The organism is Streptomyces sp. NPDC050418, from assembly GCF_044458745.1.
Classification (GTDB): Bacteria; Actinomycetota; Actinomycetes; order Streptomycetales; family Streptomycetaceae; genus Streptomyces.
Map to the genome: position 1 here is coordinate 684,068 of NZ_JBITIG010000001.1, position 24,868 is coordinate 708,935.

Genomic DNA, 24,868 nt, shown 5'->3' on the forward strand with positions numbered 1-24,868 from the left:
CTTGCCGGTACGGTCACTTGAGCCTGCTCGAGGCCAGGATGGACACGAGGTGCAGCAGCGTCTGGAGCAGCGCGATGCCCGCCAGGACGGCGACACCGAGCCGCGAGAAGAACAGATCGCCGCGCGCCGCGTCCAGGCTCGCGAGGAGCAGGATCAGGAGCGAGGCCTCGATGCCGAGCACCAGCCGGTGGAACTTCAGGGCGGCCGCGGCCTTGCGGGCCAGTGCCATCCCCGAGGAGCGGATCTCGCTCGCGGCCTCCTGGACCACGGGCTTGCCCGCCTGGTGCCGGGCCACACCGACCAGGTCCGTCTCGGACTTGATCAGGATGGCGCCGAGCGCGGCCAGCGTCCCGAGGAACGCCCAGAGCCAGTCGATCCGGCCCTCGCCCCAGATGTCGGCGGCCCGCAGGCCGAAGCCCACCAGGACCGCGGCGTCGCACAGGTACGCGGCGACGCGGTCGAGGTAGACACCGGCGAGCGAGTACTGCTTCTTCCAGCGGGCCAGTTCGCCGTCGACGCAGTCGAACAGCAGGTAGAGCTGCACCATCACCACACCGAGCACCGCGCCCCAGATTCCCGGGACGAGGAGCGCGGGGGCGGCGAGGGCGCCGGCGAGGGTCATCACGTAGGTCACCTGGTTCGGCGTGACCTTCGTGTTCACCAGGTGGCGGTCCACACGCAGCGAGATCTCGCGCATGTAGAGCCGCCCGGCCCAGTGCTCGCCGCTGCGGCGGTCCTTCACCCCGGCGGGGTGGACGACCGGGCGCAGTTCAGCTACCGATGGCTTTGACATAGTCGGCGTAGGCGTCCTTGATCTGGTCGGCGTTGTAGTCGAGGTGCTCGAGGATCGTGTAGCGGCCGGGGCGGGTCTGCGGGGCGAAGAGCACCGCGTCCACCAGGTCCTGGTCGCTGTAGCCCATCTCCTCGGCGAGGACCGGCAGCCCGTGCCGGCGCAGCGTCTCGACCATTTCCTTCGCGGTGTCCAGGTCACCGCGGAGGAACGTGGCGAACGCGCCGCCGAAGCCGCACTGCTCGCCGTGCTGCGCGTTGCGCTTGGGGAAGAGCAGGTCGAAGGCGTGGCAGATCTCGTGGCAGGCGCCGGAGGCGGGCCGCGAGTCACCGGCCACGGACATCGCCAGACCGCACATCACCAGGGACTCGGCGAGCACGCTGAGGAAGTCGTCGTCACCGATGCCGCCCGGGTGCCGCAGCACCGCGTGCGCGGCCTGGCGGGCCATGGCGGCGGCCAGGCCGTCGATCTGCTCGCCGTTGACCTTGTGGGAGAGCTCCCAGTCGGCGACGGCGGAGATCTTGCAGATGACGTCGCCGATGCCGGCCCGCACGAAGCGGGACGGCGCGTCCCGGATGACGTCGAGGTCGATGACCACGCCGATCGGGTTCGGCACGCCGTACGAGCCGCGGCCCGCGTCGTTGTCGAGCGTGGCGACCGGCGAGCACAGACCGTCGTGCGCGAGGTTGGTCGCCACGGCGACGAGCGGCAGACCCACCCGCGCCGCGGCGTACTTCGCGCAGTCGACGACCTTGCCGCCGCCGAGCGAGACCACCGCGTCGTAGCGGCCGCCCTTCTTGATCGAGTCGGCCAGCTTGACCGCGCCGTCGATGGTGCCGTCGGCGTCGTCGAACCAGTCCGCGTCAGGGAAGGCCGGGGCGAAGCGCTCCTGCAGCATCTTGCCGGAGCCGCCGTTGCTGATCGCGAAGGCGAGCTTGCCCGTGGGGGCGATGCGCTGGTCGGTCAGGATCGTGGCCAGATCGTCCAGCGCGCCGGCCCGGATGTCGACGACAACCGGGCTCGGCATCAGCCGCGTCAGTACTGGCACGCGATCTCCCGCCCCTTGGCCAGGTCGTCGTGGTTGTCGATCTCGACCCACTTGACGTCGCCGATCGGGGCCACGTCGATCTGGAAGCCGCGGTTCACGAGCTCCTGGTAGCCGTGCTCGTAGAACTGGTCCGGGTCGGCCTCCCAGACAGTCTTGAGGGCGTCGGCCAGCTCGTCGGCGGCCTCGCCCTCGATGAGGGTCACACCGATGTACTCGCCGGAGGCCTCCGCCGGGTCCATCAGCTTGGTGATCTTCGTCATGCCCTTCTCGGCGTCGACGACGACCTTCATCTCCTCGTCGGCGAGGGACTTCACCGTGTCGAGGGCGAGGATGATCTTCTTGCCGTTGCCGCGGGCGGCGAGCAGCGTGTTCTCGACGGAGACCGGGTGCACGGTGTCGCCGTTGGCGAGGATCACGTCGTGCTTGATGGCGTCACGACCGCACCAGAGGGAGTAGGCGTTGTTCCACTCCTCGGCCTTGTCGTTGTCGATCAGCGTGATCTTCAGGCCGTACTTCGCCTCGAGGGCGGCCTTGCGCTCGTAGACGGCTTCCTTCTTGTAGCCCACGATGATCGCGACCTCGGTGAGACCGATCTCGGCGAAGTTGCCGAGGGTCAGGTCGAGGATGGTGGTGTCGCCGTCGACGGGCACCAGCGCCTTGGGCAGGGTGTCCGTGTAGGGACGCAGACGCCGTCCGGCGCCTGCCGCAAGGACGAGGCCGATCATGCGGTTTCTCCTTCATCGTGTACGGCGGGTGCGCCCTGACGGGCGGCGATCACCCAGAAGCGGATGCTCTCGGTGAGCACCACCAGAGCCACGAGCACGGCCATGACCGTGAGCGCGACAGTGAAATCTTGTGAGGACAGCAGCGCCGCCGCGACGGCGACCACCAGAGTCCTGCCTTCTTGCCCGCCGATGGCCCGCACGAGCCAGTGCGGGGGCGCGCCGGTGCCGCCGCGGATGCGGTACACCGTGTCGTAGTGATGGTAGGCGACCGCCGCCACCAGGCCGAAAGCCGCGGGCAGGGCGCCGTTCACCTCCGCCTGTGCGGCGAGGATCAGGACGGTGCCGTATTCGGCGGCCCGGAAGACCGGCGGGACCAGCCAGTCGAGCGGTCCGGTCAGCGGCGCCGAGAGGGCCAGACCGGACATGACCGTGTAGAAGACCGCGCCGACGATCAGCGAGGTCCCGCTGCCGGTCGACACGTTCGCGATCAGGGCGCCGGCACCGATCAGCGCGAGGATCAGCGGCGCGAAGGGCATCCTGCGGCCGCCGCTCGTGCGCCGGATCCTCGAGATGTACGAGGCCAGGGCGCCGTTGTCGGCCAGGTCCGCGAGCGCGCGGGCGGCCCGGTCGGTGCGCTCGGCCTTGCGTGTCAGGGACCGCAGGACGCGTCCCGCGGTCGTGTAGAGCGCGGCGAAGGCGCAGCCGATCAGCAGCACCACGAAGGTGATCCGCGGGGTGGTCACGGCGGTCAGGACCGCGATCAGGGCCCAGCGCTCGCCGATCGGCAGCACGATCATGCGCCGCAGCCAGACCGTCCAGCCGACGCTGTCCAGCCTGTCGGAGAGGGCGGCGGTGGGGCTGGTGTTGGCGGTGGCGTCGTGGTTGGCCTCGTTGAACGAGAAGTCGACGACGTGCCGGCAGATCTGCAGGATCATCGCGCCGAGCGCGAGCGCCCATACGTCGTCGCCGCCCCGGGCGGCGCCGAGCGCGAGACCCGCGTAGTAGGCGTACTCCTTGGCGCGGTCGAAGGTGGCGTCGAGCCAGGCGCCCATCGTCGAGTACTGCAGCGAGTAACGGGCGAGCTGCCCGTCGGTGCAGTCGAGGACGAAGGAGAAGATCAGCAACACGCCGGCGGCGACGAAGCCCCAGCGCTCACCGGTCGCCGCGCAGCCGGCCGCGATCAGCGCGGTGAGCAGCGAGGCGGTGGTGACCTGGTTGGGGGTGAGGCCGCGGCGGGCGCACCAGCGTGCGATGTAGCGCGAGTAAGGGCTGATGAAGTGCGTGGTGAAGAAGCCGTCGTGGGACTTCACGGCCGTCCGCAGCCGGATGGCCTCCTCGTCGACGGCGGCGACGGCCTGCCGGGCCTCGTTGCGCGCCTGCGGGTCCGTGGGGACCGTCGCGACGAGCGAGCCGAGCTCGGGGCGGTGCGGCGTCGTGCCGTTCGCCTCCAGGGCGGCGGCCACGCGGTCGGCGAGCGCGTCGACGCGTACGACGGTGTCGCCGCCCGTCGCTCCGGTGGCCTCCGCCACGGCGCGGCCGAGCGCGGCGCGGGCCGCGGGCTGCACGGAGACGGCGCCGGGCACGGCACAGGCGTCGAAGCGAGGGTCGGTCAGACCGAGACGGAGTGCGTGCTGGTGTCCGACGAAGCCGGCGTCGACGAGCGCGACACGCTCATCGGCCGGTGCCGCGGAGAGCAGAGCCGCGGTGTCCGCGGGAGCGGAGGCGATCCGCACGTCGAAGCCCAGGGCCCGCAGATCGCCTTCGAGCGACGAGCCGGGTACCGGCGAGCCGGTGAGGATGGCAGTCGACAGACGAACTCACTCCTTGGGAGGCCGGCGGCACGGCGCCGGGCTGCGTGCAGGTGGGGTCCCCCCGGCCGGCGGCCCGGGCGGCACGACGGCTGAGGTTATCGGATGAATGGAAGCGGTCGTTCACCGCCCGTTCACGGCCCGATCAAGGCGGCGTGCGCCCGCACGGCCGCCGCGTTCATCTTCCTTGATGCGGGCCTCAAGTCACAAACCGCGACGGCGGTGGCCAAGGCTCCGCACGGCACTCGCAAGCCTCTGACCTGCGGAGTGTTTCCGCAGGTCAGGGCACATGACAACGGTGTTCAGTGCAGCGTTGCCAGATACCCCCCACCCGTAGTTCACTGTGATCGTCGGCTCGGTTCACGGGCCGGTGGACGCACCTGTGTACGACAAGACTTCTGCGAGGGAGGGCCGATGGGAGCCGGGCACGACCACGGGCACACACACGGCAATTCGGGTGGCACCGCAGCCGCCGCGCATATGGGGCGACTGCGGATCGCGCTGTGCATCACGGTCGGCATCATGATCGTCCAGATCATCGGCGGCATCGCGGCCAATTCGCTCGCCCTGGTCGCCGACGCGGCGCACATGGCGACCGACGCGCTCGGCCTCGGCATGGCCCTGCTGGCGATCCACTTCGCCAACCGGCCCGCGAGCGTCAACCGCACCTTCGGTTACGCCCGCGCCGAGATCCTGGCGGCCCTGGCGAACTGTCTGCTGCTGCTCGGCGTCGGCGGCTTCGTCCTCTACGAGGCGGTCGAGCGGTTCTTCACGCCGGCCGACACCGACGGCGGCCTGGCGATCATCTTCGGTGTGATCGGCCTCGTCGCGAACATGGTCTCGCTGTCGCTCCTGATGCGCGGACAGAAGGAGAGCCTGAACGTACGGGGTGCGTTCCTGGAGGTGCTCGCGGACGCGCTCGGCTCCGCGACCGTGATCGTCTCGGCGACGGTGATCCTGCTGACCGGCTGGACGGTCGCCGACCCGATCGCCTCGATCGTGATCGGGCTGATGATCGTGCCCCGCACGGTCAAGCTGTTGCGCGAGACCCTCAACGTCCTCCTGGAGGCGGCGCCCAAGGGCGTCGACATGGAGGAGGTCCGCTCGCACATACTGGCGCTGCCGGGCGTCGAGGACGTCCACGACCTGCACGCCTGGACCATCACCTCGGGCATGCCGGTGCTCTCGGCGCACGTGGTGGTGAGCGCGGAGCTGCTGGACTCGATCGGCCACGAGAAGCTGCTGCACGATCTGCAGGGGTGCCTCGGCGACCACTTCGACGTGGAGCACTGCACGTTCCAGCTGGAGCCGGGCGGGCACGCGGACCACGAGGCGAAGGTCTGCCACTGAGGCACCCCGGGCGGGGCGCGCCGCGTCAGGCGACGGCGCGGCGGACCAGTTCGGCGACCTGCTTCTCGACGGCGGGTGTCAGCTCGGTGATCGCGTACGAGGTCGGCCACATCGTGCCGTCGTCCAGCTGCGCGACCTGCTCGAAGCCGAGGGTCAGATAGCGCGTCTTGAACTTCGTGGCCGGGGTGATGAAGCAGAGGACCTTGCCGTCCTTCGCGTACGCGGGCATCCCGTAGTAGGTCCGCGGCACGAGCGTGGGTCCGTTCTCGCGGATGATCTCGTGGAGGCGCTCGGCGATGGTGCGGTCCGTGCCGGTCAGCTCGGCGATCTTGCCGCGCACGAAGCCCTCGGGGTCCTTCTGCTCGGCGGCCTTGAGCTCCTTGGCCCGCTGCTTCATCGCGTCCCGCTCCTCGGCGGAGAAGCCGTCGTACGACTTCGTGGCCTTCTTGGCGGCCGCCTTCTTCGCGGGCGCCTTCTCGGCGGGCGTCTGCTGGGCTGCGGTCTTCTTCGCGGTGGCCATCGGAGTGCCTTTCGCTGCGGCTTGTGGGCGGTGACTCCAGGCTAGGAACCGGGGCGGCTCCACGGCTTCTTCAAAACTGCTCGATCATGGGGGAATGGACAAGCGGTACGACAAGGAGATGGTGATGGACAACGGCACGCAGCCGGGCAAGGGCCAGGAGTGGGTCGTACGGGAGGAAAGGCCTGCGGACCGGGACGCGGTGCACGCGCTGAACGCCGCGGCCTTCGAGACCGCCATGGAGGCCGACCTGGTGGACGCGCTGCGCGCCGACGCGCAGGCGTGGATCGACGGTCTGTCGTACGTGGCCGAGACACCGGACGGTGAGCTGGCCGCATACGCCCTGATCACGCGCTGTCTGGTGGACGAGGCACCGGCGCTGGTGCTGGCCCCGGTGGCGACGCTGCCGAAGTTCCAGCGCCAGGGCGCGGGGCACGCGGTCATCGAGGCCGTCATCGAGGCGGCGCGGGCGCGCGGCGCGGAGCGGCTCCTGACGGTCCTCGGGCACCCGGAGTACTACCCGCGCTTCGGTTTCACCAAGGCGTCGGGCTTCGGGGTGGGCACGTCCTTCGAGGTGCCGGACGAGGCGATGATGGCGATGGCCTTCGAGGGTGAGGGTCCGCTGCCTGCGGGGACGATCCGGTATCCGGCGGCTTTCGGGGTGTGAGCAACCGTGGGTGGGCAATGGGGCGTCAGCCCCCTCGTACCCACGATGCGGAGCGCCGGTGCACAGCACCCGCCGAACTGCGGCAAACTGAGGGCTTCGCCCCGAAAGGATGGTTATGCCGATCACCCCAGCCACCGCGCCGACCAGTTCTCAGAACGGCTCCGCGGAAGCGATCCTGCTCGAACTGGTCGACGAGGACGGCACCACCATCGGCACGGCGGAGAAGCTCTCCGCACACCAGGCGCCCGGCCGGCTGCACCGGGCGTTCTCCGTGTTCCTCTTCGACGAGCAGGGCCGACTGCTGCTGCAGCGCCGGGCGCTCGGCAAGTACCACTCCCCCGGTGTCTGGTCCAACACCTGCTGCGGGCACCCGTACCCGGGCGAGGCGCCGTTCGCGGCGGCCGCCCGCCGGGTCTGGGAGGAGCTGGGGGTCTCGCCGTCGCTGATGGCGGAGGCCGGCACGGTGCGCTACAACCACCCGGATCCCGCGTCGGGCCTGGTGGAGCAGGAGTTCAACCATCTCTTCGTCGGCATGGTCCAGTCCCCGCTGCGGCCGGATCCCGAGGAGGTCGGCGAGACGGCGTTCGTGACGCCCGAGGAACTGGACGCGCGGCACGCGGAGGGTCCGTTCTCCGCGTGGTTCATGACCGTGCTGGATGCCGCGCGCCCCGCGGTCAAGGAGCTGACGGGTCCAGGCGCCGGCTGGTGAGGTAGGGCTTGAGCGGCAGGGCGGCCCAGATCACCTTGCCGCCGGTGGCGGTGTGCTCGGCGTCGCAGGCGCCGCCCGCCTCCTTGGTGATCTCGCGCACGAGCAGCAGCCCCCGCCCGCCGGTCTGCCCCTGGTCGGCCTCCAGCGCCTTGGGGCGGTACGGGTGGTTGTCCTCGACCGAGACGCGCACCCACTCGGCGCCCACGGCCACCTCGACGGCGAGCATCGGCGAGAGCAGCGCCGCGTGCCGTACGACGTTCGTGACCAGCTCCGAGACGATCAGGAGCAGACCCTGGACGGTGTCGTCGGCGGCGGGCACGCCCTGGCGCGCGAGCAGCTCGCGCACCGCGCGGCGGGCCTGGGGCACCGAGGCGTCCACGGACGGGGCGGTGAATCTCCAGACTCCCTCGTACGGCAGCGGCCCGTCCGATGGCGGGTCGGGGGGCACCCTGCCGTAGTCGCGCATCGTCCGGTCGCCGCCCTCACGCTCGATAGTCACCACGCTTCGAGTTTGGGAAGGTTTTGGTCCGTACCGCATCGGTGACCGGAACTCGTCACATATCGACGGAATGTGATCGTGCGCGTATGACAGCGTCAGTTGTGCGACTGCTTCGTGTGCGTCTTGTTCTTACTTCAAGCTGTCGGGGATTCAGGGGGTTTGGGACCTTCGGAGTCCTCAACTCCACTTACTGCACGAACGATTCGCCTCCCGCCGATCCCCATCGCCACCAGACCGAGCCCGTCGAAGAGCAGCGCGAGCGAGAAGAAGCAGCCGATCACGTACAGACTGCTGCCCGGCCACTCGGCGAGAATGAGCACACCGAGCAGAATGCCGAACGCTCCCTGCACCAGCGTCAGGCCGAACTGCGGCCCGCGGACGACGACGCTGCCGACGAGGCGGAACACCCCGCCGGTCAGGAACAGCAGCGCCGCGAACATCGTCAGCGCCTCGGCGGTCCCCTGCGGATGCCGGATCACCACGACACCGGCCGCGATGTTGAGCGCGGCGACGACCACGCCCAGCCAGAAGAAGTTCGAGCCGCGCATCTGCAGCGCGTGCACCAGCCCCACCAGACCGCCGATCAGCAGCAGCCAGCCGAAGAGCAGCATCGACGTGAGCGTGGCGACACCGACGTAGACGAGGCCGACGAGACCGCCGAGGACGAGCACCCCGCCGAGCGCCGCCATCAGACCGAGGCTGCGGCTCATCTTGCGGCCGGGGTCGGTGAGCCCGCCCGGACCCTCGGGCGGCGTGGACGGTCCGCCCGCGGCCTTCTCCTCGGGTGCGGTCGGTCCACCTGCGGCGTGCTCTTCGGGTGTGGCCATGGCGTCTCCCTCGGGCGCCCCCTGGTCCGATCGTACGAGCAGGGGCTGCGGGTAGCATCCGGCGCATGTCATCGGATCCCCTGCCGCAGCTCGTTCATGCCTGCTCCGACGGGGTCGCCACCGTGGTGATCTCGCATCCGGCCAAGCGCAATGCCATGACCAATGCGATGTGGCGCTCGCTGCCGCCGCTGCTCGACCGGCTCGCCGCCGATCCGGCCGTACGTGTCCTGGTGCTGACGGGCGAGGGGGCGACGTTCTGCGCGGGCGCCGACATCTCGGGGCTCGTGGAGTCCGCCGACGAGGCGCGGGAGCTGGCCGTACGGGCCGAGGAGGCACTGGCCGCGTTCCCCAAGCCGACGCTCGCGGCGGTACGCGGGCACTGCGTGGGCGGCGGCTGCCAGCTGGCGGCGGCGTGCGATCTGCGGTTCGTGACCGAGGGGGCCACGTTCGGGATCACTCCGGCCAGGCTCGGAATCGTCTATGCCGCTTCGTCGACCCGTCGCCTTGTCGACCTGGTCGGCCCGGCGACCGCCAAGTACCTGCTGTTCTCGGGCGAGTTGATCGACAGCGCCCGGGCGCTGCGCACCGGCCTCGTCGACGAAGTGCACGGCGAGGACGAACTGGACAAGCGGGTGGCCGAGTTCGCCCGTGTGCTCGCGTCGCGCTCGCTGCTCACGCAGGTCGCGGCGAAGGAGTTCGCGAACGGCCGGACCGGGCGCGAGGAGCACTGGAGCGCGCAGATGCGCCAGGGCGGCGACACCGCCGAGGGTGTCGCCGCCTTCCTGGAGCGCAGGAAGCCGCAGTTCACGTGGTCCCCCTGAGCCCGGTGGCTCACAGGCCGCGCATCATCTCCACGAGGTGCGCGGGGGCCTTCTCGGGCGAGCCCGCGTCGTAGGGCGGCTGCGGGTCGTACTCCGTCATCAGCTGGACGACCTGGGCGTGGTCGTCGCCCGCGATCTTCCCGGCCAGCGTCAGTCCCATGTCGATGCCGGAGGAGACGCCGGCCGCCGTGACGTACTTGCCGTCGAACACGACACGCTCGCCGGTGGGCCGCACGCCATATTGCTCGATCTTGTCCATCCAGAGCCAGTGCGTGGTGGCACTGCGGCCTTCGAGGAGACCGGCCGCGGCGAGCAGCACCGAGCCGGTGCACACCGAGGTCGTCCAGGTCGTGGTGGTGTCCACGGCGCGCAGCCAGTCGCGCAGGACGGGGTTGTCCACGGGGACGTCCGGGCCGCCCGGGACGACCACGATGTCGGGGCGGGTGACGTCGGCGAAGGTCCGGGTGGCGACGAGAGCGAGGTTGCCGGTGTCGTCCTTGACGGGACCCTCTTCGGCGGCCACGAACACGGTCTCGGCGCCCGGCAGCGGGCCGAGGGTCTGATAGGGACCGACGGCGTCGAGCGCGGTGAACTGGTCGAACAGGACGATGGCGATCTGCATGGGTTCCCCCTGGGGCGAGTAGGTTCCGGTTCGGCCTGTGCGGCCGGCCGGTGGATCAGTCCTGCGGGTGCCGCGTGTTCGCACGGAACTCCGCGACGAGGTCGGCCGGCGCCTTGTGCGGTGCGCCCGCGTCGTAGGGCGGCTGCGGGTCGTACTCGGTGAGCAACTGGATGGACTGCGCGGCCCGTTCACCGGCGATCCGGCCCGCCAGGGCGAGGCCCATGTCGATGCCGGAGGAGACACCGGCCGCGGTGACGTACTTGCCGTCGAACACGACGCGTTCCGCGGTCGGTTCGACCCCGAAGCCGCGGATGAAGTCCAGGGCCAGCCAGTGCGAGGTGGCCTTGCGGCCCTTGAGCAGACCGGCGGCGGCGAGCAGCAGCGAGCCGGTGCACACCGAAGTCGTCCAGGTGCTGGTCGCATCGGCGGAGCGCAGCCAGTCGAGCAGGACGGGGTTGTCCATCTGCGGGGTCTGGCCGGGGCCGCCGGGCACGAGGACGAGGTCCGGGCCCGGCACCTCGGCGAAGGTCTTGTCGACGGTGAGGGCCAGCGCGCCGGTGTCGGTGCGCACCGGCCCCGTCCGCTCGCCGACGAAGACCGTCTCCATGCCGGGCAGCCGGCTGAGGATCTCGTACGGACCCACGGCATCGAGGGCGGTGACGCGGTCGAAGAGCACGATCGCCAGTTGCATGTCGGGTCTCCCGGTGGATGGTGGGCAGGAGCAGGGCGGGCCGGAACGGAGGTGTCAGGTGCAGGTCGTACGGAGGGGCAGTGGGACAGGTCGTACGAGGGCTGGGGCGGGCCGGCCGCCTCAGACGAGGGACGGCCGGAAGCGGCGCCGGTATTCGGCCGGCGGCACCCCCAGCCGCTTGAGGAACGCGCGGCGCATCGCCTCGGGTGTGCCGTAGCCGCAGGCGCGGGAGATCTCCTCGACGCCCAGGGCGCTGTCCTCCAGGAGCCGGCGCGCCTGCTCGACCCGTACGCGCTCCACGTACCGCCCGGGCGTCGTGCCGGTCTCGGCCCGGAAGGCGCGGGCGAAGTGGCGGGGTGAGAGGCGGGCGCGGGCGGCCAGCGCCTCCACGCCGAGGTCCTCGGCGGGATGCTCGCTGATCCACTGCTGGACGTCGCGCAGGGGTGCGCGCTGCGCTGTCTGGGCCGAGAGCTGGGCGCTGAACTGGGCCTGGTTGCCCGGCCTGCGCAGGAAGACCACGAGGACGCGGGCGACCAGGAGCGCGGTGTCGCGGCCCAGGTCCTCCTCGACGAGCGCGAGTGCGAGGTCGATGCCGGCGGTGACACCCGCCGAGGTGGCGACCCGGCCGTCGCGGACGTAGATCGCGTCCGGTGCGACCTCGACCTCGGGGTGGCGGCGGGCGAGGGCTTCGCAGAAGCCCCAGTGGGTGGTGGCGCGGCGTCCGTCCAGCAGGCCGGCGGCGGCCAGGAGCAGCGCGCCCGTGCACACCGAGACCAGCCGCTCGGCGCGCGTCCCGTGCGCCCGCAGCCAGGTCACCAGGTCCTCGTCGGGCTCGCGGGTACCCGTGCCGCCCGGCACTAGCAGGGTGTGCGGCGGGGGCATGTCGTCCAGCGCCCCGTCGGGCACCAGCGTCAGCCCGCTGGAGGTGCGCACGGGCCGGCCGTCGAGGGAGGCGGTGCGGATCTCGTACGGCTCGCTGCTCTCCCCCGTGAGCCCGCCGCCCGGGCCCGCGTAGTGCCCCGCCGCGGCGAACACCTCGACCGGCCCCGTGACATCGAGGCTCTGGACGCCGTCGAAGAGGACGACGAGGACGCTGTGTTTCGTCATGCGTCCATTGTTTTGGCGGGCGCGGATGTCAGCAATGCCGAGTACCCCACCTTTCCTGCCATGGGCACGGACGAGACACCTCGGCCTTCCCTCCATACCGACCCGTCGGTAACGTGCCGCGCATGACCTCTCCCCTGCCGGCCAAGGCCGGCCGCCGCTGCCACAACCTGCTCAATCCGCTGCACTCCACGCACTACTTCTCGCCGGAGTACGCCAAGGAGATGGGCGCGCTCGGGCTCGACGGCTGGAGCCCCGCCTACTTCGCGGGCCGCTCGGCCGCCATGGGGGCGGTGGGAGCCGGCACGGTGGCGGCGACGTACTACAACTTCAAGTACGAGCTGATCGCGGCCCACGTGCCGGCGATCTGGGAGTCGGCCGCGCCCGAGGCGGTGCTCGCCGCGCGGCTGCGCGCGGTCGACGGCAATCTGCGGCGGCTGCTCGGGGACGCGGTGGACAGCCCCGAGATGGCCGAAGCTGCACGGCTCGCCCTCACGGCTGCCGAAGCCTGCACCCGGCACGCCCGGCCCTTGTACGCCGCGCACGCCGACCTGCCCGTGCCGGACGAGCCGCACCTCGCGTACTGGCACGCGGCCACCCTGCTGCGTGAGCACCGCGGCGACGGGCACATCGCGGCCCTGCTCGACGCGGAGCTCGGCCCGCTGGAGGCTCTGGTGAGCCACACCGCGACCGGCAAGGGGTTCTCCGTGAAGTGGGCCGTCGAGACACGCGGCTGGAGCCGGACCGAGTGGGACGAGGCCGCCACCGGCCTGCAGGAGCGCGGACTGCTCGACGGCGAGCGGGAGTTGACCGAGGCGGGCCGCGAGCTGCGCGCGCACCTGGAGGCGGCCACGGACCGGCTGGACGCGGCTCCGTACGAGCACCTCGGGGCGGCCGGTGTGGAGCGGCTCACGGAACTCGCGGGCGGGTTCGTGATGACGGCGCTGACGGCGGGCGCGTTCCCGGCGGATCTCATCGGCAAGGACTGACGTTACGACCGGCCGGCCGGAGCGCGCCCCCTGCTCCGGTCCGGCCGCGCCGTGTGACCGCACCCGTTCCCCCGGCGGCCGCGCCACCTGCCACAATGGCCGACTCAAGCTCAGCGAGAAGGCGGTACGGGAATCGTGACGACACCCACGTTGTCCATCGAGAGCAGGATCGCCGAGGAGCTCGGCGTAGCGGAGCGGCAGGTCAGGTCCGCGGTCGAGCTGCTCGACGGGGGCTCGACCGTGCCCTTCATCGCGCGGTACCGCAAGGAAGCCACCGGCATGCTCGACGATGCGCAGCTGCGCACGCTCGAGGAGCGGCTGCGGTATCTGCGCGAGCTGGAGGAGCGCCGCACGGCGGTCCTCGACTCGGTACGGGAGCAGGGCAAGCTCACCGAGGCTCTCGAGGCGCAGATCCGCGCGGCGGACACCAAGGCGCGCCTGGAGGACATCTATCTGCCCTTCAAGCCGAAGCGGCGCACGAAGGCGCAGATCGCCCGCGAGGCAGGTCTGGAGCCGCTGGCCGACGGCCTGTTCGGCGACCCGACGGTGGAGCCGCTCGCGGCCGCCGCCGCGTTCGTGGACGACGCCAAGGGCGTGGCCGATCCGCAGGCCGCCCTGGACGGCGCCCGCGCGATCCTCACCGAGCGCTTCGCGGAGGACGCGGACCTCATCGGCGAGCTGCGCGAGCGGATGTGGACGCGCGGACGGCTCGCCTCGAAGGTGCATGAGGGCAAGGAGACCGAGGGCGCGAAGTTCTCGGACTACTTCGACTTCGCCGAGCCGTTCACCGACCTCCCCTCGCACCGTGTCCTCGCGCTGCTCCGCGGCGAGAAGGAGGGCATGCTCGACCTCGTCCTGGAGCCCGAGGAGCCCACCGACGGCCCTTCCTCGTACGAGGGGATCGTCGCCCACCGGTTCGGGATCTCCGACCAGGGGCGTCCGGCCGACAAGTGGCTGAAGGACACGGCCCGTTGGGCCTGGCGCACCCGCATCCTGGTGCACCTCGGCATCGACCTGCGGCTGCGGCTGCGCACGGCCGCCGAGGACGAGGCGGTCAAGGTGTTCGCCTCGAACCTGCGTGATCTGCTGCTCGCGGCGCCCGCGGGCACGCGCGCCACGCTCGGCCTCGACCCCGGTTTCCGTACGGGTGTGAAGGTGGCCGTGGTCGACGCGACCGGCAAGGTGGTCGCGAAGGACACCATCTACCCGCACGTTCCGGCCAACAAGTGGGACGAGGCGCTGGGCAAGCTGGCGCGGCTGTGCGCCGAGCACAAGGTCGAGCTCGTCGCGATCGGCAACGGCACGGCGTCGCGCGAGACGGACAAGCTCGCGGGTGAACTGATCACCAAGCACCCGGAGTTGAAGCTCACCAAGGTCATGGTCTCCGAGGCGGGCGCCTCGGTGTACTCGGCCTCGGCCTTCGCCTCGCAGGAGCTGCCCGACCTCGATGTGTCGATCCGCGGCGCCGTCTCCATCGCGCGCCGCCTCCAGGACCCGCTCGCGGAGCTGGTGAAGATCGACCCGAAGTCGATCGGTGTCGGCCAGTACCAGCACGATCTGTCCGAGGTGAAGCTCTCGCGCTCGCTGGACGCGGTGGTCGAGGACTGTGTGAACGGTGTCGGCGTGGACGTGAACACGGCCTCCGCCCCGCTGCTCGCCCGCGTCTCCGGCATCGGCTCCGGCCTGGCCGAGAACATCGTGGCGCACCGCGACGCCAACGGCCCCTTCCGGGCCCGTACCGGCCTCAAGGACGTGGCGCGGCTCGGCCCCAAGGCGTACGAGCAGTGCGCGGGCTTCCTGCGGATCCGCGGCGGCGACGACCCGCTGGACGCCTCCTCCGTGCACCCCGAGGCGTACCCGGTGGTGCGCCGGATGGTGAAGACGGCCGGCGGTGAGGTGGCCTCGCTGATCGGGAACACGGCGACGCTCAAGTCGCTGAGGGCCGCGGACTTCGTGGACGAGACCTTCGGTCTGCCGACCGTCACGGACATCCTGCGCGAGCTGGAGAAGCCCGGGCGCGACCCGCGTCCGGCGTTCAAGACGGCCACGTTCAAGGACGGCGTCGAGAAGATCGGCGACCTCACGTCCGGGATGGTCCTCGAAGGCGTGGTCACGAACGTGGCGGCGTTCGGCGCGTTCATCGACATCGGGGTGCACCAGGACGGTCTGGCGCATGTCTCCGCGCTGTCGAAGACGTTCGTGAAGGACCCGCGGGACGTCGTGAAGCCGGGCGACATCGTCAAGGTGAAGGTGCTCGACGTCGACATCCCGCGCAAGCGGATCTCGCTGACGCTGCGGCTGGATGACGAGGCCTCCGCTCAGAGCGGTGAGAAGCAGGGCGGCGGCCGGCGCGAGCGCGGCGGCCAGGGCGGCCGTCCGCCGCAGCAACGTGGCGGCGGCAACCGCGAACAGCGCGGCGGCAACCGCGAGCAGCGCGATGGCGGCGGCAACCGGCGCGGTGGCGGCCAGGGCGGCGGCCGCCAGGGCGGTGGCCGTCCGGCGCCGGCGCCCGCGAACAGCGCGATGGCCGACGCGCTGCGCAAGGCGGGCCTGGTGGACCCCAAGCGCCGCTGACAGCACGGCAGTTGCCCGAAGGGGGCGGGTCCCGCACGGGGCCCGCCCCCTTCGTATGCCCGTCGCGCCCGGCCTACTGCGGGGCGTAGGCCTCCAGTTCCAGGAGGCGGGAGTAGTCGCCGCTGTTGGAGCTGTGGACGAGTACGCGGACGGCGTCGGTGGTGACGGGGTCGAAGGTGGTCACGACGCGGTCGACGGTGTTGCCGCGGTAGGAGCCGACGGTCCGCCAGTCCGCGCCGGACTTCACCTGGACGTCGAAGTCCTTGATGCCCCGGGTGGCCGGGCTGCCCGGGGCGCCGTAGGTGACGGTCTCGATCCGGCCGAGCTCGACCTGCTCGGGCCACGTGACCGTGAACCAGTCGGGGAACGTGCCGCGCGTCCCGTCGCTCCAGCCCGTACCAGGCCAGTTGGCGTAGGTGCTGTCGCCGTCCACCGCGCTGCAGACCGCGTGGCTGCCGTGCGTGGAGGAGGCGGTGGCCTGCTGCCCGTAGGCGAGGTTGTCGCCCGGGGCGGGCTCGGGCAGGGCCTCCACCGTGACCGGCACGACCACGCGCTGCCTTCCGGTGGTCAGTTCGATGTCGTAGTCGCCGGGCGTCGTGCCTCGCGGTACGCGGACCTTGACCGGGCGGCTGACCGGCTGGTCGGGGTCGGCGGCGGGGAGGTAGGTCGAGAAGACGCTGTCCGAGAGGGTGAGCGGGCGGTCCGCCTCCAGGAAGGCATCGGCGAAGACGGGGGTGGTCCCGGTGTTCGTCATCGTCACGTCGAACTTGGCGGGCAGGCAGGGCAGTTCGGTGGCCGTCAGCGCGGCGGGCGAGGCCGAGAGGACCACGGGCGGGCCCGGGCGGGCGGGCCGCGGGGCACCGGAGGCGGAGGGGGCGGCGAGGACGAGCGTGAGGCCCGCGGCCGCGGCGGGCAGAAGGATCTTCTTCACCGGCGGGCTCCTCAGGCTTCGACGACGGTCGGCTTGCCACTCTCTACGGCGAGGACGGTGCGCGTGGACACGGTGCCGTCCGGGACGGTCACGCGATCGCAGACACGGAACTCGGAGCGCCACAGTTCCTTGGTGATCTCGCAACTCACGTAGCCGCGCTGGACGTTGCCGAACTTCATATGCGGGTTCTCGTCGAGGAACACCTGGCCGAGGGCGTCGAGGTCCTGCCCGTCCAGGCCGGAGCTGATCGACGTACCGACGAACTCGGTGGCCACGCTGCGGGAGTCCGGGTCGTTGACGTCCAGGGCCAGATCACTGACGACGCTGCGGTGCAGGTCCCCTGCGAGGCTCACCACATTGCGGATGCCGCGCCGGTCGATGGTGGTGAGCAGCCGGTCGCGGGTCGCGCTGTAGCCGTCCCAGGTGTCCATCGGGACGGTCTGGCCCGGTCCCGACGTGTGGTCGAGGAGCGTGATGGCGGTCTGGTGGCCGAGGATGTTCCAGTGGGTCCGCGAGGCGGAGAGCCCGTCGTACAGCCAGCGTTCCTGGGGGAAGCCGAGGATCGTGCGGGAGGGGTCCGCGGTGGCGTCGTTGGGCGGCTTGGCGCCGTCGCCGTTCGCCTGGTCGTCGCGGTACTGGCGGGTGTCGAGCATCGAGATCTCCGCCAGCCTCCCGTAGCCCAGACGCCGGTAGAGCTGCATGTCGGGCCCTTGCGGAAGCTGGGGCATGCGCAGTGGCATGTGCTCCCAGTAGGCGCGGAAGGCGTTGGCGCGGCGCACCAGGAACTGCTCGGGAGGAATGCTGCCATCGTTGTCGTCGGCCCAGTTGTTGACGACGTCATGGTCGTCGTAGGCGACGATCCACGGCGCGGAATGGTGCGCGGCCTGGAGGTCGGGGTCGAGCCGGTAGTACGTGTAGCGGTGGCGGTACTCGTCGAGGGTGACCGCCTGGCGGGTGTGGTGCTCCTCGCCGTCGTCGGGGCGTATCCCGCGGTCGACGCCGTACTCGTAGATGTAGTCGCCGAGGAAGAGCACCACGTCGTGTCCTCGGGCGGCCAGATCGCGGTGGGCGGTGAACCAGCCCTCCCAGATGGCCTGGCAGGAGGCGAACGCCAGCGACAGGCTCGGGATCGACTGGTGCGGCGCGGGCGCGGTCTTCGTGCGGCCCACCGGGCTGATGTGGCGGCCGGAGCGGAAGCGGTAGTAGTACTCGCGCCAGGGCGCGAGACCGCGGACGTCCACATGCGCGGTGTGGGTGTACTCGGGGGACACGCGGGCGGTGCCGCGGCGGACCACGCGGCGGAACCGCTCGTCCGTCGCCACCTCCCACTGCACCGGGTAGGTGCGCTGGTCCATGCCGCCGAAGGGGGCGAGGGGGTCGGGGGCCAGGCGCGTCCACAGGACGACGCCGTCGGGCAGCGGGTCGCCGGAGGCGACGCCGAGGGTGAACGGGTACTCCTTGGTGCTCGACGTGGTGTCGGCCGACGCGGGACTGATGCCGGGCAGGGCGCCGACCGCGGCGAGGCCGGCGGCGGCGCCCGTCACGGTGAGGAATCTGCGGCGGGCGTGTGTGCCCAGGGCTGTGGGAAGCGTGCGTCTGGAGTTCATGGGCGGGACTCAAGCAGCGTCCGGTGAACTCCGGTAGACCAACTCTCGGTCAGTCGGTGAGCGGCGGGGCCGAAACCCAACTCCCCCTATGTCACCGCACCATGGGCGCCACCAGCACGCTGTCCGTGGTCCGCGCCACGATGTACGACTCCCCCTTGACCGCCTTCGCGTCGAGCGCGATCCGGTGTTTTCCGGCCTCGAGGACGTCGTCGAACAGCTCGTGCGTATGCGTGCGGTACAGCCGGTCGAGCCGGTAACCCGTCAGCTGGACCCGGCAGGTCGAGGTGACCTCGACACCGGCCTCGCCGTCCGCGGCCACCAGCCGGGTCAGCCTGCGCTGTGCCGTCGGGCTGCGGTCCAGCGCGTCCTCGATCTGCGCCACGAGGATCGGGATGATCGGGGCGAAGCCGTCCACGTAGACGACATCGGTGCCGGTCTGCTCGAACGCCTCGCGCACCAGCGCCCGTTGGGTCTCGGTGACCGCACGGCCGAACGCGACAGCGCCGTACGTCCGCAACTCCTCGGTCGGCACGCCGGTGGCGTCCTCGGTGATCTCCGCGCCTATCCCGATCGTGCGCAGCGCCATCGCCAGCTTCGCCAGGACGGCGACGCGGGCGCCGATGAGCAGCACCCGCCGCGGCAGCGCGGGTTCGGGTGCGGCGAGCAGCCGGCCCAGCTCGGTGCGGTAGCCCTCGCCGCGGAAGCGGAAGGGGCCGATGCCGTGGTACCCGTCGCGTTCGAGATCGACGGCGTCCTGGGTCTGCCAGGCGAAGTCCCGCCAGATGTAGTCGTCGCCGTCCTGCTCGATGACGGCCGTGACGGCACCGCACTCCAGGGACTCGCACTCCGGGCAGCCGTAGATCACGAACCTCCCCTCGGGCAGCGGAGGTTCGGCTTCCAGCAGGAGTCTGCGCACATGCGTCGTGAAGATCGCGGGCGGTACGTCCGAGGCCAGGGGGGACACCGCGTCGAGGTCGGACAGCTGGAAGAGCAGCGGCCGCCCGTCGACGATGAAGTCGGTGAAATCACGGTGGACTTGGTAGTCACCGTTGGCCAGGACGCCGCCGGCCCGCATCGCCGGGGCAAGACCGAAGGTCGCGTACTCGGCACACATGCCACGAGTATCCCCATCCGGAGCGCGAACCGAGCATGCATCCGGTATTCCGCTGACCGGGTGGTGATCGGTCGGCGTTCGATTACGGTGCGTCCATGAGCGCAGACGTGATCGTGGTGGGTGGCGGAGTGATCGGGCTCTCGGCGGCGGTGGTGCTCGCGGAGGGCGGCCGACGGGTCCGGGTGTGGTCGAAGGAGCCCGCGGCGCGGACGACCTCGGCGGTCGCGGGCGCGGTCTGCTGGCCGTACCGGATCGAGCCGCTCGACCGGGTCGTCGACTGGTCGCTGCGCTCCCTGCGGGCGTACGAGGAGCTCGCGGCGCTCCCGGAGGAGACGGGCGTCCGGTTGGTCACCGGCGTGATGGCCGACGGGTCGATCCTCGGTGCCTGGAGCGGTGCGCTCGGCGGCGTCCGTCCGGCCGTGGATCTCCCGGAGGGCTATGGGCAGGGCATCGAGGCCACCGTGCCCGTGCTCGACATGCCGGTCTACCTGCGGTACTTGACCCGGCGGCTCCTCGACGCGGGCGGCTCCGTCGAGGAGCGTACGGTCACGGATCTCGACGAGGCGGCGGCAGAAGCGCCCGCGGTCGTGCACTGTTCGGGGCTCGGCGCCCGTGAACTCGCGGGCGACGCGAGCGTGTACCCGGTGCGTGGACAGTTGGTCGTGGTGGAGAACCCGGGTCTGGAGCGCTGGTTCGTCGGCGGTACGGAGACGTATGTCATCCCGCATCCGAAGGGCGTGGTGCTCGGCGGCTGCGCCGGCGAGGGCGACTGGAGCCGGGAGCCGGATCCGGCGACGGCGGCCGGGATTGTGGAGCGGTGCGCGCGGATCCTCCCGGAGCTGGCGACGGCCAGGGTCCTGGAGCACCGGGTGGGCCTGCGTCCCGCACGTCCCTCGGTGCGACTGGAGCGGGAGCGGCTCGGCGACACGGGCGCCGTGGTGGTGCACAACTACGGGCACGGCGGCGGGGGTGTCACCGCGGCCTGGGGCTGTGCGCAGGACGTGGCAGCGTTGCTGGACTGAGCGCCGGCCTGCGGGGCTGAGCGCAGCCGCGCGGCGAGCGGGAGCGGGGCGAGCAGGAGCGGGGCGCCTTCTCGAGCGCCCCGCTCCCCCGCCTCACTCGTCCGTCGGCGCCGGACCGATCCGCAGCTCGAAGTCACCGTCGTACTTCTCGTGGCCCGCGATCACGGCCATCTCGACGGCTTCCTCGCCCTTCTCGCCCCGCACGATCAGCGGGTCATTGCGCAGGTCGCGCATCATGGACCAGCACATGCCGAGCATCACGATCACAAAGGGCGCGGCGGCCAGGATCGTGAGGTTCTGCAGACCTTGCAGGGCGTTGGGCTTCCCGTTGCCGATCATCAGCATCACGGCGGCGACGGCACCGGTGACCACGCCCCAGAACACGACGACGAGCCGCGTCGGCTCGAAGGTGCCGCGCTGCGAGAGCGTGCCCATGACGATGGACGCCGCGTCCGCGCCGGAGACGAAGAAGATGCCGACGAGGATCATCACCAGGATGCTCATCACGGTGGGGATCGGGAACTCCCGCAGCAGCGCGAAGAGTTGCCCCTCGGGGGTGGCCTCGTCGCCGAGCCGCCCGCTCTCCTTCATCTTCATCGCCGTACCGCCGAAGATGGCGAACCAGATCAGGCTGACCGTGCTGGGCACCAGGATGACGCCGCCGACGAACTGGCGGATGGTGCGGCCGCGGCTGATCCGCGCGATGAACATGCCGACGAACGGCGTCCAGGAGATCCACCAGGCCCAGTAGAAGACGGTCCAGCTGCCCAGCCAGTCCGCCACGCCCTCACCGCCGGTCGCCTCGGTGCGGCCCGCGAGTTGCGGCAGATCACCGAGGTAGGCGGCGATCGACGTGGGCAGCAGATCGAGGACGATCACGGTCGGGCCCGCGATGAACACGAACAGCGCGAGCAGCAGGGCGAGCACCATGTTGGTGTTGGACAGCCACTGGATGCCCTTCTCGACGCCGGAGACCGCGGACAGGACGAAGGCCGCGGTGAGCACCGCGATGATCGCCACGAGGACTCCGGTGCCGACCGTCTTCGCCCAGTCCAGCTCACGCATACCGCTGCTGATCTGCAGGGTGCCGAGACCGAGCGAGGCCGCCGAGCCGAAGAGCGTGGCGAAGATCGCGAGGATGTCGATCACCCGGCCCCAGGCACCGTCGGCGTGCTTCTTGCCGATGAGCGGGGTGAACACGGCGCTGATCGTCTGGCGCCTGCGCTTGCGGAAGCTGCTGTACGCGATCGCCAGGCCCACCACCGCGTAGATCGCCCAGGGGTGGAGCGTCCAGTGGAACAGGGTGGTGGCCATCGCGGTCATCATCGCGGTGGCCGAGTCGGCGGGGTCGGTGCCGGGCGGGGGCGTGGTGAAGTGCGCGAGGGGTTCGCTGACCCCGTAGAACATCAGGCCGATGCCCATGCCGGCGCTGAACATCATCGCGATCCAGGACACCGTACGGAACTCGGGCTCCTCGCCCTCGCCGCCGAGCGTGATCTTGCCGTAGCGGCTGATGGCCAGCCACAGGGCGAAGACCACGAAGCCGGAGGCGAAGAGCACGAAGGCCCAACCGGCGTTGTGGATGAGTCCGTTCAGCGCCTTGGCGGAGACGTCCTCCAGCGTGTCGGTGGAAATTGCGCCCCAGAGGACGAATGCGAGCGTCAACGCTGCGGTGACGCCGAACACCACCCGGTCGGTCGTCACGACTCCATGATCATGAGGACTGCCGGGAAGTCCCGCGGACAGGTGCGGTTCGCCTCGTGCATCGTGTTTTCCGTGCCCCTGTGGGAAGTTGGGCTCGTCGTGTGGCATAGGCGGCACCTTTCAAGGGAGCGGCATGGGGATGCTGCTTCCTCGCTACCACGTGCGTCACCGCTCCTCCGGCATCAGCAGGTGTCGGCGGGTTGCCCGGCCACGAGGTGGTACTGCGCCCGTCCGTCGAGCAGCAGGGGTACGAGGGCACGCAGCGGCTGGCGCAGCGGGACGAGGGCGCCTCCGGCACCGTTGTTGCGCACGGCGATGCCGTGCAGGGCGAGTTCGTCGCCGACCTCCGCGTACTGGGCAGCGGTGAGGCGGTAGCCGCAGGGCGGGTCGGTGAGGGTCTCGGCCGGTTCGGCGGGGTCGTTGTCGGCGCCGCCGAGGTAGACGGGCCCCTCGTCGTCGAAGCCGGCGCGGCGGGCCGCGGCGGTGGCGCGGGTCACCTCGTGCCCGTCCTCCTCGGTGAACCGGAACAGTCCGCCGAGCGCGGCGAGTTGGGAGCTGACACGGCGCCGGTTGTTCAGCGCCTCGTCGGCCTTCTCGGCGTCGGTGAGGGGGTCGACCCGGCTCTCGATGAGCAGCCCGACGGCGTGTTTGATCCCGGAGGCGTTGCGCAGGATCCGCTCCTGCCCGTCGCCCGCGGTCTGCTTGATGGGCTCTCCGGTCTCGGGGTCGGTCCAGATCCCGTACGTTCCGGTGGAGTACCCGAGCCGTTCGGCGGCGGGCCTGACATGGTCCGCGGAGAGCGCCTGGGCCTGGTCGTGCACACCGGGCGACGTGTTGAGGTTGCGCGGCCAGAGGTCGAAGAGGTCCTTGTCGTAGTACGGAGGGGTGGCCCCGTACTCGTGCAGGTCGTAGATGACGTCGGGCTTGCGGTCGCGGATGAGCGCGGCGAGCGCGCGGCCCTCGGCGGTGGCGAGGGCCATGTGGTCGCGGTTGATGTCGACGCCGTCGGAGTTGCCGCGGGTGTCGGCGGCGCGGCCGTCGGGGTTGGCGGTGGGGACGACGAGGATCTCGGCGCGGTCGAGGAGGGTGAGGCTGCGCCGGTCCTTCGCGTAGGCGAGGTCGCGGACCGTGGTGAGGCAGGCCTCGCGGCCTGAGGGTTCGTCACCGTGCTGGGAGCAGATGAGGAGCACGGTGAGCGGGGCGTGGCGGCGCTCCCTCAGGCTGACGACCTGCAGCGGCCGGTGCTGCTTCGTCGTACCGATCCGCTCGACGCGCATCCGGCTGCTGCCCCGGTCGACGCGGGCAAGGAACTTCTGCTCCTCGGGCTGCGTGGTCCAGCGGGCGCCCGCGGAGGTCTCGAAACCGGTGCGCGGGGCCGGCTGCGCGGGCGAGGCGATCGCCGGGCCGGAGAGCACGGCGGCGCCCATCGCGAGGGTGAGGGCATGGACGAGGAAACGTGTTGTGGAACGCGCAGTCATCGCCATGTGACGGACGGTACTCCGGTCAACTCCCGCGCAAAAGAGGGCCGTAGTGACAACCGAGTGTCCAGGACCGGTCCAACTCTTCGTCACCCATGGGCTACCGGGAAGTAACTGCCGCTGCTTGGATGAGCGGGCTCCGCCTCCTGCCCCACACTCACCACAGGAGTTCATGTGTCCGGAACACCGCTCGCCCACCGCACGCCGCGGACCCGTACGAGAAGGACGACCGCCGCGGCGCTCTGCGCGCTGCTCGCCGGCGCGGGTCTCGTCACGACCGCTCCGGCCTCCGCCGCGCCGTCGGACGCCTCCGCCGCCGCGGACGTGCCCGCGCTCAAGGTCCTGTCGTACAACGCCTTCCTGTTCAGCAGGACGCTGTACCCCAACTGGGGCCAGGACCACCGCGCCGCCGAGATACCGAAGACGTCGTTCTTCCGCGGCCAGGACGTCGTCGTCCTCCAGGAGGCCTTCGACAACTCATCGTCCGACGCACTCGCCGCCAAGGCGCGCGCCGAGTACCCGCACCAGACGCCCGTCGTGGGCCGCAGCAAGTCCGGGTGGGACGCGACCGGCGGCAACTACTCGGCCACGACGCCCGAGGACGGCGGCGTCACGATCCTCAGCAAGTGGCCGGTGCTGCGCAAGGAGCAGTACGTCTTCCCCGAGGCGTGCGGGGCCGACTGGTACTCCAACAAGGGCTTCGCCTATGCGGTCCTGGACGTCAACGGCACCAAGGTGCACGTGGTCGGGACGCATCTGCAGTCCACGGACCCGGGCTGCGGTGCGGGCGAGGCGGCCGCCAAGCGCAGCGCGCAGCTCAAGGACATCGACAGGTTCCTGGACGCCAAGGCGATCCCGGCGTCGGAGCAGGTGATCGTCGCGGGCGATCTCAACGTGGACTCCCACAGCGCCGAGTACGCCTCGATGCTCACCGACGGCGGCCTGGCCGGCGCGGACTCCCGCACCGGGCACCCGTACTCCTTCGACACCCGGGACAACTCGATCGCCAAGGACCGCTACCCGGACGACCCGCGCGAGGACCTCGACCACGTGCTGCACCGGGCCGGGCACGTGCGGCCCGCGGGCTGGACGAACCATGTCGTCAAGGAGCAGTCGGCGCCGTGGACCGTGACGAGCTGGGGGACCTCCTACACGTACACGAATCTCTCGGACCACTACCCGGTGACCGGGTCGGCGTCCTGAGGCGGTGACCGTACTCGCGTCCTGACATGACACTGCGGCCGGTCCCGCCCCCAGGGGCAGAACCGGCC

23 protein-coding genes are annotated in these 24,868 nt (G+C 71.0%); 8 read left to right on the forward strand and 15 right to left on the reverse strand.

What is annotated here, in order from left to right:
- Positions 1–13: 13 nt before the first annotated feature.
- The 4 genes from ACIBI4_RS03110 to ACIBI4_RS03125 are packed head-to-tail and all read right to left on the reverse strand — an operon-like array spanning position 14 to position 4,374.
- A complete protein-coding gene (locus tag ACIBI4_RS03110; protein ID WP_399201778.1) occupies positions 14–793 on the reverse strand; it encodes a CDP-alcohol phosphatidyltransferase family protein in 780 nt (259 codons plus the stop codon).
- Positions 771–1,838 (reverse strand): iron-containing alcohol dehydrogenase family protein, encoded by a 1,068-nt coding sequence (locus tag ACIBI4_RS03115; RefSeq protein WP_399201779.1) that lies wholly within the window; start codon positions 1,836–1,838, stop codon positions 771–773. Before ACIBI4_RS03115 ends, ACIBI4_RS03110 begins: the two co-directional genes overlap by 23 nt.
- On the reverse strand, positions 1,826–2,563 hold the full coding sequence (locus ACIBI4_RS03120; protein ID WP_399201780.1) for a sugar phosphate nucleotidyltransferase: 738 nt from the start codon (positions 2,561–2,563) through the stop codon (positions 1,826–1,828). The genes ACIBI4_RS03115 and ACIBI4_RS03120 overlap by 13 nt, the downstream gene beginning before the upstream one ends.
- Positions 2,560–4,374, reverse strand: a complete 1,815-nt coding sequence (locus ACIBI4_RS03125; RefSeq protein WP_399202021.1) for a DUF5941 domain-containing protein — start codon at positions 4,372–4,374, stop codon at positions 2,560–2,562. Before ACIBI4_RS03125 ends, ACIBI4_RS03120 begins: the two co-directional genes overlap by 4 nt.
- 411 nt (positions 4,375–4,785) lie before the next feature.
- Here ACIBI4_RS03125 and ACIBI4_RS03130 point away from each other — a divergent pair, with 411 nt between their 5' ends.
- Complete coding sequence (locus tag ACIBI4_RS03130; protein WP_399201781.1) at positions 4,786–5,721, forward strand: cation diffusion facilitator family transporter; 936 nt, start codon at positions 4,786–4,788, stop codon at positions 5,719–5,721.
- A gap of 25 nt (positions 5,722–5,746) precedes the next feature.
- Here ACIBI4_RS03130 and ACIBI4_RS03135 read toward each other — a convergent pair whose 3' ends face one another.
- Complete coding sequence (locus tag ACIBI4_RS03135; protein ID WP_399201782.1) at positions 5,747–6,241, reverse strand: iron chaperone; 495 nt, start codon at positions 6,239–6,241, stop codon at positions 5,747–5,749.
- Between the two features lie 94 nt (positions 6,242–6,335).
- Here ACIBI4_RS03135 and ACIBI4_RS03140 point away from each other — a divergent pair, with 94 nt between their 5' ends.
- Both ACIBI4_RS03140 and idi read left to right on the forward strand, forming a co-directional pair.
- Entirely contained in the window at positions 6,336–6,905 is a 570-nt protein-coding gene (locus tag ACIBI4_RS03140; RefSeq protein ID WP_399201783.1) for a GNAT family N-acetyltransferase, read from the forward strand.
- 115 nt (positions 6,906–7,020) lie between these two features.
- Positions 7,021–7,614, forward strand: coding sequence for an isopentenyl-diphosphate Delta-isomerase (idi, locus tag ACIBI4_RS03145; RefSeq protein WP_399201784.1), 594 nt, complete (start codon positions 7,021–7,023; stop codon positions 7,612–7,614).
- Here idi and ACIBI4_RS03150 read toward each other — a convergent pair.
- The gene (locus ACIBI4_RS03150) at positions 7,580–8,116 is read right to left on the reverse strand and encodes an ATP-binding protein (protein ID WP_399201785.1); all 537 of its coding nucleotides are present in this window, start codon (positions 8,114–8,116) and stop codon (positions 7,580–7,582) included. The genes idi and ACIBI4_RS03150 overlap by 35 nt on opposite strands.
- Before the next feature lie 131 nt (positions 8,117–8,247).
- A complete protein-coding gene (locus tag ACIBI4_RS03155) occupies positions 8,248–8,823 on the reverse strand; it encodes an HdeD family acid-resistance protein (protein WP_399202022.1) in 576 nt (191 codons plus the stop codon).
- A gap of 182 nt (positions 8,824–9,005) precedes the next feature.
- Here ACIBI4_RS03155 and ACIBI4_RS03160 point away from each other — a divergent pair, with 182 nt between their 5' ends.
- Complete coding sequence (locus ACIBI4_RS03160; protein WP_399201786.1) at positions 9,006–9,761, forward strand: enoyl-CoA hydratase/isomerase family protein; 756 nt, start codon at positions 9,006–9,008, stop codon at positions 9,759–9,761.
- A gap of 10 nt (positions 9,762–9,771) precedes the next feature.
- On the opposite strand, the gene ACIBI4_RS03165 is transcribed toward ACIBI4_RS03160, so the two are convergent.
- The 3 genes from ACIBI4_RS03165 to ACIBI4_RS03175 all read right to left on the reverse strand — a co-directional run bounded on the left by ACIBI4_RS03165 (position 9,772) and on the right by ACIBI4_RS03175 (position 12,181).
- Positions 9,772–10,383 carry a DJ-1/PfpI family protein gene (locus ACIBI4_RS03165; protein ID WP_399201787.1) on the reverse strand — a complete coding sequence of 204 codons (612 nt, stop codon included), beginning with the start codon at positions 10,381–10,383 and terminating at the stop codon, positions 9,772–9,774.
- 55 nt (positions 10,384–10,438) lie between these two features.
- On the reverse strand, positions 10,439–11,074 hold the full coding sequence (locus tag ACIBI4_RS03170; protein ID WP_399201788.1) for a DJ-1/PfpI family protein: 636 nt from the start codon (positions 11,072–11,074) through the stop codon (positions 10,439–10,441).
- Positions 11,075–11,194: 120 nt separating this feature from the next.
- Positions 11,195–12,181, reverse strand: a complete 987-nt coding sequence (locus ACIBI4_RS03175; RefSeq protein WP_399201789.1) for a GlxA family transcriptional regulator — start codon at positions 12,179–12,181, stop codon at positions 11,195–11,197.
- 122 nt (positions 12,182–12,303) lie between these two features.
- Here ACIBI4_RS03175 and ACIBI4_RS03180 point away from each other — a divergent pair, with 122 nt between their 5' ends.
- Complete coding sequence (locus ACIBI4_RS03180; protein WP_399201790.1) at positions 12,304–13,167, forward strand: hypothetical protein; 864 nt, start codon at positions 12,304–12,306, stop codon at positions 13,165–13,167.
- Positions 13,168–13,302: 135 nt separating this feature from the next.
- A complete protein-coding gene (locus ACIBI4_RS03185; RefSeq protein ID WP_399201791.1) occupies positions 13,303–15,741 on the forward strand; it encodes a Tex family protein in 2,439 nt (812 codons plus the stop codon).
- Between the two features lie 73 nt (positions 15,742–15,814).
- Here the strand turns inward: ACIBI4_RS03185 and ACIBI4_RS03190 are convergent, their stop codons facing one another.
- From ACIBI4_RS03190 to ACIBI4_RS03200, 3 genes are all read right to left on the reverse strand, one after another.
- On the reverse strand, positions 15,815–16,672 hold the full coding sequence (locus tag ACIBI4_RS03190) for a hypothetical protein (RefSeq protein ID WP_399201792.1): 858 nt from the start codon (positions 16,670–16,672) through the stop codon (positions 15,815–15,817).
- An 11-nt stretch (positions 16,673–16,683) separates the two neighbouring features.
- Entirely contained in the window at positions 16,684–18,279 is a 1,596-nt protein-coding gene (locus ACIBI4_RS03195; protein WP_399201793.1) for an alkaline phosphatase D family protein, read from the reverse strand.
- A gap of 91 nt (positions 18,280–18,370) precedes the next feature.
- Complete coding sequence (locus ACIBI4_RS03200) at positions 18,371–19,393, reverse strand: oxidoreductase (RefSeq protein ID WP_399201795.1); 1,023 nt, start codon at positions 19,391–19,393, stop codon at positions 18,371–18,373.
- A 95-nt stretch (positions 19,394–19,488) separates the two neighbouring features.
- Between ACIBI4_RS03200 and ACIBI4_RS03205 the strand changes: the two genes are divergently transcribed.
- On the forward strand, positions 19,489–20,415 hold the full coding sequence (locus ACIBI4_RS03205) for an FAD-dependent oxidoreductase (protein ID WP_399201796.1): 927 nt from the start codon (positions 19,489–19,491) through the stop codon (positions 20,413–20,415).
- A gap of 93 nt (positions 20,416–20,508) precedes the next feature.
- On the opposite strand, the gene ACIBI4_RS03210 is transcribed toward ACIBI4_RS03205, so the two are convergent.
- Positions 20,509–22,227 carry a BCCT family transporter gene (locus ACIBI4_RS03210; RefSeq protein ID WP_399201798.1) on the reverse strand — a complete coding sequence of 573 codons (1,719 nt, stop codon included), beginning with the start codon at positions 22,225–22,227 and terminating at the stop codon, positions 20,509–20,511.
- Between the two features lie 74 nt (positions 22,228–22,301).
- Entirely contained in the window at positions 22,302–23,603 is a 1,302-nt protein-coding gene (locus tag ACIBI4_RS03215) for a M14 family metallocarboxypeptidase (RefSeq protein WP_399201799.1), read from the reverse strand.
- Positions 23,604–23,771: 168 nt separating this feature from the next.
- Between ACIBI4_RS03215 and sph the strand changes: the two genes are divergently transcribed.
- Positions 23,772–24,800 carry a sphingomyelin phosphodiesterase gene (sph, locus tag ACIBI4_RS03220; protein WP_399201800.1) on the forward strand — a complete coding sequence of 343 codons (1,029 nt, stop codon included), beginning with the start codon at positions 23,772–23,774 and terminating at the stop codon, positions 24,798–24,800.
- The last annotated feature ends 68 nt before the right edge of the window (positions 24,801–24,868 follow it).

Bases quoted from the DNA above. Each gene is read 5' to 3' on its own strand.
- ACIBI4_RS03195 (WP_399201793.1), bottom strand. From the start codon at position 18,279: ATGAACTCCAGACGCACGCTTCCCACAGCCCTGGGCACACACGCCCGC.
- ACIBI4_RS03155 (WP_399202022.1), bottom strand. From the start codon at position 8,823: ATGAGCCGCAGCCTCGGTCTGATGGCGGCGCTCGGCGGGGTGCTCGTC.
- ACIBI4_RS03210 (WP_399201798.1), bottom strand. From the start codon at position 22,227: ATGCCACACGACGAGCCCAACTTCCCACAGGGGCACGGAAAACACGAT.
- ACIBI4_RS03180 (WP_399201790.1), top strand. From the start codon at position 12,304: ATGACCTCTCCCCTGCCGGCCAAGGCCGGCCGCCGCTGCCACAACCTG.
- ACIBI4_RS03200 (WP_399201795.1), bottom strand. From the start codon at position 19,393: ATGTGTGCCGAGTACGCGACCTTCGGTCTTGCCCCGGCGATGCGGGCC.
- ACIBI4_RS03170 (WP_399201788.1), bottom strand. From the start codon at position 11,074: ATGCAACTGGCGATCGTGCTCTTCGACCGCGTCACCGCCCTCGATGCC.
- ACIBI4_RS03165 (WP_399201787.1), bottom strand. From the start codon at position 10,383: ATGCAGATCGCCATCGTCCTGTTCGACCAGTTCACCGCGCTCGACGCC.
- ACIBI4_RS03215 (WP_399201799.1), bottom strand. From the start codon at position 23,603: ATGGCGATGACTGCGCGTTCCACAACACGTTTCCTCGTCCATGCCCTC.
- ACIBI4_RS03120 (WP_399201780.1), bottom strand. From the start codon at position 2,563: ATGATCGGCCTCGTCCTTGCGGCAGGCGCCGGACGGCGTCTGCGTCCC.
- ACIBI4_RS03160 (WP_399201786.1), top strand. From the start codon at position 9,006: ATGTCATCGGATCCCCTGCCGCAGCTCGTTCATGCCTGCTCCGACGGG.
- ACIBI4_RS03205 (WP_399201796.1), top strand. From the start codon at position 19,489: ATGAGCGCAGACGTGATCGTGGTGGGTGGCGGAGTGATCGGGCTCTCG.
- ACIBI4_RS03175 (WP_399201789.1), bottom strand. From the start codon at position 12,181: ATGACGAAACACAGCGTCCTCGTCGTCCTCTTCGACGGCGTCCAGAGC.
- idi (WP_399201784.1), top strand. From the start codon at position 7,021: ATGCCGATCACCCCAGCCACCGCGCCGACCAGTTCTCAGAACGGCTCC.
- ACIBI4_RS03135 (WP_399201782.1), bottom strand. From the start codon at position 6,241: ATGGCCACCGCGAAGAAGACCGCAGCCCAGCAGACGCCCGCCGAGAAG.
- ACIBI4_RS03140 (WP_399201783.1), top strand. From the start codon at position 6,336: ATGGACAAGCGGTACGACAAGGAGATGGTGATGGACAACGGCACGCAG.
- ACIBI4_RS03110 (WP_399201778.1), bottom strand. From the start codon at position 793: ATGTCAAAGCCATCGGTAGCTGAACTGCGCCCGGTCGTCCACCCCGCC.
- ACIBI4_RS03130 (WP_399201781.1), top strand. From the start codon at position 4,786: ATGGGAGCCGGGCACGACCACGGGCACACACACGGCAATTCGGGTGGC.